The sequence below is a fragment of the Streptosporangium sp. NPDC006013 genome (genome assembly GCF_040614275.1).
Lineage (GTDB): Bacteria > Actinomycetota > Actinomycetes > Streptosporangiales > Streptosporangiaceae > Streptosporangium.
In genome coordinates, this window is record NZ_JBEXUE010000523.1 from 1 (window position 1) to 6,616 (window position 6,616).

Genomic DNA, 6,616 nt, shown 5'->3' on the forward strand with positions numbered 1-6,616 from the left:
CGCCGGGACGTCTGTGGTTGACGCCTCTCCCCCGCCACGAGCCGGACGATGTACGACCTGGCGCCGGAGAGCCGGACCTGCTGGACGTGGACGGGCGGCCGGCCGCTCGCCGCAGGTGGTGCAGAGCCCGTCTGGTGCCGGCGTCGCCGATGCCGAGCATGACGGTTAGGCCGGGGTCGGCCCGGTCGAGCACAACCTCGGTCAGCCGGTCGGCCACACTCGCGGGCAGGAGCGCCAGTTCGCCCGTGATTCCGAGGAGCATGATGCCGTCAATCCGGCCGGCCAGACGGTCGAGCTGGGTCGCGGTCGCCTCCTCGTCGAGCTCCTCGGCATCGGTCAACGGGTGATCAGCGGGCAGATGATTCCCGCCGGTCTGGACATCACATCGAGTTCCGGGTGCGGAAGTTCTCGACGCGATGGAACGTCAGGAAATTGGCGTCGTGGAAGTCGTGTGCGCCGCCCGCGTCGTCGTCGAAGGCCGTGCGGGACAGGGCCACGATGTCGTCACCAAGGTATCGAGTTCAGCATCCGCCGGTGAAGTGCGCGGCCTTCCACCGGCCCCTGCAAGGAGTTCTGGCCTCGACACCCGTAGAGTCCAAGCCCTCCGGTTTTCGACCTGAGTCGATAGGAGATGGACCGCCCCATCGCGTAGGGTCCGCCCATGAGCGGTGGGGACGTGCGCGGCAGCGCCACTTGGGACCAGGTCGAAGAGTATTTCCGGCGGTTGCACGAGCCGGCGTTGGGACAGCCGTACAAGCTGCTGGAGCCGTCCTGCTCCGCCGACGGGTCGCGGATCGCCGTGACCGGCCTCGTGTACGACGAGCTGGCCGGCCTTCCACGCCAGGCCTGCTTCCTGGTCGACGGTGCGGACCTGCGGCCGCTGACGGGGCCGTCCGGTTCCTCGCGGCAACCACGCTTCTCCCCGGACGGGGCGACGGTGGCATTCCTGTCGGACCGTACGGAGGCGGGCCGGTTCCAGCTGTACCTGTTGCGCACCGGTCAGCTGGGGGAGGCGGAGGCGACCCCGGCCGTGCCCGGGACGGTGGAGTACTGCTCCTGGTCGCCGGACGGCACGAAGGTGCTGCTCGGGGTGGCGGGGCTCGGTGCCGATCTGGCCAGTGATCAGGGGAGCGGCACGACGTACAAGCCGAAGGAGGAGCTGCCGGATTGGCACCCGCGCGTCGAGATCGGCGTGACGGAGGAGTCGTGGCGGTCGTTGTGGATCCACGACCTCGCGGCAGGTACGACCACCAGGCTGTCGCCGGAGGGTCTCAACATCTGGGAGGCGGTCTGGCTCGGCCCCGACGCGGTCGTCGCGGTCACCAGCCCTGCTCCGGGCGAGGCCGCCTGGTACACGGCCGTGCTCTCCCGCCTGGGCCTCGACGGGGCGGTTACCGAACTGGCCCGCTCCGAGGTGCAGCTCGGCTGGCCCGCGGCCTCGCCTTCCGGGGGACGGTTGGCGGTGGTCGAGGCGGTGGGCAGCGACCGCGGGGCCATCGCGGGTGACCTGCTGGTGGGCGCTCCCGATGCTGCCTTCGAGCGGGTCGACACCGGTGAGGTGGACGTCACCGCGGCCCAGTGGATCGACGCGGATCGCCTGGGAATCCTGGGGATCCGCGGCCTGGAGACCGTCGCCGCGGTTTACGACGCGGTGACCGGGAAGATCACCGAGCTGTGGTCGAGCACGGACACCAGCTGCGGCACGGACTACCCGGAGGCGGCCTGGTCCGCCGACGGCCGCGTGGTGCTCGTCGAGGAGGGCTACTCGGTGCCGCAACGGGTCGTGGTGCTGGGTGACGGCCGGGTCGAGCTCGCGGGGATCAGACACCCGGGCACCGAGTACCTGCTGTCGGTCGCGGGCAAGGCCGAGACGGTCACCTGGTCCGCACCGGACGGGCTGCGAATCGAGGGGATCCTATGCGTCCCCGCCGGGGACGGGCCCTTCCCGCTCGTGGTGAACATCCACGGTGGCCCGGTGTGGGCCTACCGGAACACGTGGTCGATGTCCTCCTCCTATACCCCGCTGCTGGTGGCCCAGGGGTACGCCGTCCTCAGCCCCAACCCGCGGGGCAGCTCCGGCCGCGGGCAGGACTTCGCCCGGCTGGTCTTCGGGGACATGGGCGGCGAGGACACGGCCGACTTCACGTCCGCGATCGACGCTCTCGTCGAGCGCGGGATCGTGGACCCGGCCAGGGTCGGCCTCATCGGCGGGTCGTACGGCGGCTACATGTCCTCGTGGCTGGTCACCCAGGACCAGCGCTGGGCTGCCGCCGTACCGTTCTCACCCGTGACGAACTGGTACAGCCAGCACTTCACCAGCAACATCCCCTACTTCGACGTGCTGTTCCTCAACGGGAACCCGGAAGTCCCCGGCGACAAGTTCCACTCCAGGAGCCCCGTCACCCACGCCGGCAAGGTGCGCACCCCGTGCCTGAACATCGCCGGTGCCCTGGACCGTTGCACTCCCCCGACGCAGGCCCAGGAGTTCCACCAGGCGCTGCTCGAGCACGGCGTCGAGTCCCAGCTCGTGATCTACCCGCAGGAAGGCCACGGCGTCCGTCGATTCCCGGCTCTGATCGACTTCTGCACCCGCGTCGTGGACTGGTTCCAGCAGCACATGCCGGCCCGCGGCTGACCCCCTTCGTGCCCGAAGGTCCGACTGTGGCACAGCGTGCGATGATTGGCGGCAAGAGGGCTGATCCACCGCCCTCGACAAGGGGTGAACGGACAGGCCCGGGTTTCCATCCGCGGCCGGCCGGCGGACGTGGCGCACGCCACTTACCGTCCTGCCATGACGATCACCTTCCGTGCCGCTCGGCTCGCCTTCTGTCGAGCCCCTGACCGGCGACGTATCGACGCGCCCGCTCGTCCCCTTCACGAGCGAGGATGGCAAAATCATCGTACGCAGGGGTGGTGGTGCGAGGTGGATGAGCTGCAGCGGGTCGCGCAGGCGCTCGCGGACCGGATCGGCCTGGCGGTGGCGATCGACGACCCTCAGATGAACCTGATCTGTCACACCGCCCACGACGACCACATCGACCGGCACCGGATCTCGAGCATCATGAAGATGCGCGCCCCGGACGAGGTCGTGGCACACGCCGTCGCCCAGGGCATCGCCACGGCCGAGGGGCCGGTGCGCGTGGCCGGGCGGCCTGAGATCGAACTGCTGCCCCGGATCTGCTTTCCTGTCCGCTGCCAGGGGCTCCTGTTCGGCTACCTCTGGATCATCGAGCCCGCGGAGGGGCTACCCGCGGACGAGGTGCAGGCAGCGGCGAAGGCCGCGGCGGACGCGGGCCAGCTGCTCTTCCGCGAGCGCCTCGTCGACGACCTGCGGGACAGCCGCGAGCGCGAGCTGTTACGGGACCTCATCTCCGACGACCCCGCGGTCAGCTCCGCAGCCGCAGACCTGCTGGCCGACGAGGAGATGCTGCCCCCTGCCTGCTCGGTCGCGGTCCTCGTGGTGCAGGCCAGTTCGGCCGAGCAGGAGGACCTGCGCACTACGTTGCACGCTGTGCTGCGCCGGGCGGGGCGACGGGCCACGCCGCTGGTCAGCCTGTCGATGGCACGTGCCGGCGGCCGTGGTGTGCTGCTCCTGGCCGGGCGACGTCCGCCTGGGGCGGCCGACCTGCGAGGGGTGGCCGAGCAGGTGCAGGACGAGCTGGTCAAGCAGCTCGGTGACAGCGTCCAGGTGCGGGTGGGCATCGGTCCCGTCGTGGACGGGCCCACGCGCGCCTCGGTGAGCGCGCGGCGGGCGCGCGAGGCGCTCGACGTCACGCAGCAGGTGACCGGCTTCGGCACGGTGACCGCGTGGGACGACCTCGGCGTCTACCGGCTGCTCGTGCAGCTGCCGCTCTCCGACCTGCCGGAGGACGCCATCCCTGACGGGCTGCGCACCCTCATGGAGTCCGACCACGAGGGCACGCTGGCCGAGACCCTGGAGACCTGGCTGGACGAGGGCTGCGACTCGCGGCACACGGTGGCGCGGCTGCAGGTGCATCGCACATCGCTGTACTACCGGCTGGGACGCATCGAGGAGATCACCGGGCTGTCCCTGAAAAGCGGCGGCGTACGGCTCGACCTGCACCTCGGGCTGAAGCTCGCCCGCCTGCAGGGGCTTATCGGCAGGTGACGAACCGGGGACAGGGAAGCCTCGACAGCCGTCGGTGGGCCCTGCGTTGACACGAGGCGAGACTTTGCACATGAGTGTGACAGCAGACGTAGTGGTGGTCGGTGCCGGCGTGATCGGCTCCTCGATCGCCTTCGAGCTGGCCAAGACGGGCCGCTCGGTGGTGGTGGTCGACAAGGCGAGCGGGCCCGGCCAGGGGTCGACCAGCGCGTCCAGCGCTGTGATCCGGTTCAACTACTCGACCTGGGACGGCATTGCGCTGTCCTGGGAGTCCAAGCACTGCTGGGAGAGGTGGGCCGACCACCTCGAGGGCGTGGACGACGCCGGGATGGCGAGGTTCCACCGCGTCGGCAAGGTGTTCATGGACGTCGACATCGCGCCGATGGACCGTGTCCTCGAGATGTTCGACCGGGCGGGGATCCCGTACGAGGTCTGGGAGGCCGACGAGCTGGCCCGCCGGATGCCCGGGCTCGCCCCTGGCCGGTTCTGGCCTCCGAAGCGCATCGAGGATCCGGCCTTCTGGGAGGACACGGACAAGCGCCTGGGTGCGCTGTGGACCCCGGACGCCGGCTTCGTCGACGACCCGGGTCTGGCCGCCGTCAACCTCGCCAACGGCGCGAAACGGCGGGGTGCGCGGTTCCTGTTCAGACGTCAGGTGATCGCCGTCCTCGGCGACGGTGCGGTGAGCGGTGTCCGGCTCGACGACGGCACGACCGTGAGCGCGCCCGTCGTCATCAACGCGGCCGGGCCGTGGTCCGGCAAGCTGAACGCGCTGGCGGGCGTCGGCGCAGACTGGTCGATCACCGTCCGGCCGATGCGCCAGGAGGTGCACCACATGCCCGCGCCGGCCGGCTACAACGGCGAGGGCATCGGCCCGTGCATCGCCGACCTCGACCTCGGCATCTATATGCGGGGCGCCCCGGGTGACGGGCTGTTGGTCGGCGGCACCGAGCCCGAGTGTGACGAGCTGCAGTGGGTCGACGATCCCGACGCCATCAATCCCAACCCCACCCGGCAGGTCTTCGAGGCACAGGTCACGCGTGCCGCCCGCCGCCTTCCCGACCTCGGTGTGCCCGGCAGGCCGACCGGTATCGCCGGCGTCTACGACGTCACCGAGGACTGGACCCCGATCTACGACGGCACCGAACGCGCGGGCTTCTACGTCGCGATCGGGACCAGCGGCAACCAGTTCAAGAACGCCCCCATGGTCGGGCGCCTGATGCGGGCCGTGATCGACGGTGAGAGCCGCGTCGCCGGTGAGCACACCGGGTTGGAGATAGGACTCGCCGCCTTCGGCCGTGCCCGGCCACGCAACGCGGACTCGACGGGCACGGTGATGGGATGACCGAGCCCGCCTTCATGTCATCCAAAGCGACTCCACCGAACTCGGGGTACATCACCTCACTTCGGCCCAGCGCCGAACACCCGGATTATGAGCAGGTAGAGAGATGGAGAGACACAAGAACCGATCTTGCCTGAGCCGCCGTCCAGGCCGATCCGCAGGTCAAGCGCCCCGCAACGACCTTTGAAGCGGTACACGCTCCCCGAGCGGGCTCATAGTTAACATCTAAATCATATACAGGCAAAGGCGAAAATCCAGTACCATCTTCCTTGACGGCTATCCCACTCCACCGAGGAGAACCCGGACAAAGATGACGGACTGGCAGCTTCTAGCCCCGGACGAGGACACCCTCGCCCTCGCCGACACCGCCCGCGCCCAGTTCCGATCGCTGCACGGCCCGGCGGTCATGCGTGCCACCCTCGACGGCGGTGTGCCGGACGGGTGGGAGACGGTCGCGGACGGCGGCTACGCCGACATCGGGATACCCGAGGACCTCGGCGGAATCGGCCGGGTGATCGACCTGGTGGTCATGCTCGAAGAAGCCGGGCGCGCCCTGCTGACCGCTCCCCTGCTGGCGTCGGCGCTCGCGTTCCGGACGCAGGTCGGAGCCGGGGTGCACCGCGAGGACTTCCGGCGGGCGCCCGCGGGCTTCGGGATCGCCGAGGGGGTCGTCGACGGGAGCGGCCGGTGCCACGTCGAGCGGGCGCACGTCCTGGGCGGCCCCGGTGCCGCCGCGTTCACACTGATCGTGAAGGGCCCGGACCGGGCATGGATCGTCGTGGTCGATCCGGAGGCCGAGGGGATCGAGCCGGTAGGGCAGGGGACCCTGATCGACCCCTCCCGGCCGCTCCCGGCGTTCCGGCTCGGGGGCGAGGCAGGCGTGGCCTGCGCCGAGTGCCGGGAGCTACCGCTCGGCGACCTGGACCGGGTGCTGGCGGGAGCCCGCGCCTGTGTTGCGGCCGACCTGGTGGGGACCGCCGCGGGCGCCCTGGACGCGGCCGTCGGGCACGTGCTCCAGCGCAGGCAGTTCGGCCGGGCCATCGGCACCTTCCAGGCGGTGAAGCACCAGCTCGCGGACGCCTACACGGCGGTCGAGCGGGCCCGCAGCCTCGCCTACGGCGCGGCCCTGAGCCTGGCCGGGGGGCCGC

The 6,616-nt window shown here is 70.5% G+C and carries 5 protein-coding genes; 4 read left to right on the plus strand and 1 reads right to left on the minus strand.

The window, feature by feature from the left end; genetic code table 11:
* On the minus strand, nt 1-340 hold a 340-nt coding region (locus tag ABZ260_RS43715; protein WP_355629755.1), incomplete at its 3' end, for a hypothetical protein.
* A 321-nt stretch (nt 341-661) separates the two neighbouring features.
* On the opposite strand from ABZ260_RS43715, the gene ABZ260_RS43720 reads away from it, so the two are divergent.
* The 4 genes from ABZ260_RS43720 to ABZ260_RS43735 form a co-directional block, all read left to right on the plus strand.
* Nucleotides 662-2,635 (plus strand): S9 family peptidase, encoded by a 1,974-nt coding sequence (locus ABZ260_RS43720; protein WP_355629757.1) that lies wholly within the window; start codon nt 662-664, stop codon nt 2,633-2,635.
* A 288-nt stretch (nt 2,636-2,923) separates the two neighbouring features.
* A complete protein-coding gene (locus ABZ260_RS43725) occupies nt 2,924-4,129 on the plus strand; it encodes a helix-turn-helix domain-containing protein (protein ID WP_355629760.1) in 1,206 nt (401 codons plus the stop codon).
* Between the two features lie 70 nt (nt 4,130-4,199).
* Nucleotides 4,200-5,471 (plus strand): FAD-dependent oxidoreductase, encoded by a 1,272-nt coding sequence (locus ABZ260_RS43730; RefSeq protein ID WP_355629763.1) that lies wholly within the window; start codon nt 4,200-4,202, stop codon nt 5,469-5,471.
* Between the two features lie 307 nt (nt 5,472-5,778).
* On the plus strand, nt 5,779-6,616 hold an 838-nt coding region (locus tag ABZ260_RS43735), incomplete at its 3' end, for an acyl-CoA dehydrogenase (RefSeq protein WP_355629765.1).

Excerpts from the sequence above, each read along its gene's own strand:
- ABZ260_RS43720 (WP_355629757.1), top strand. The coding sequence starts at position 662 with ATGAGCGGTGGGGACGTGCGCGGCAGCGCCACTTGGGACCAGGTCGAA.
- ABZ260_RS43730 (WP_355629763.1), top strand. The coding sequence starts at position 4,200 with ATGAGTGTGACAGCAGACGTAGTGGTGGTCGGTGCCGGCGTGATCGGC.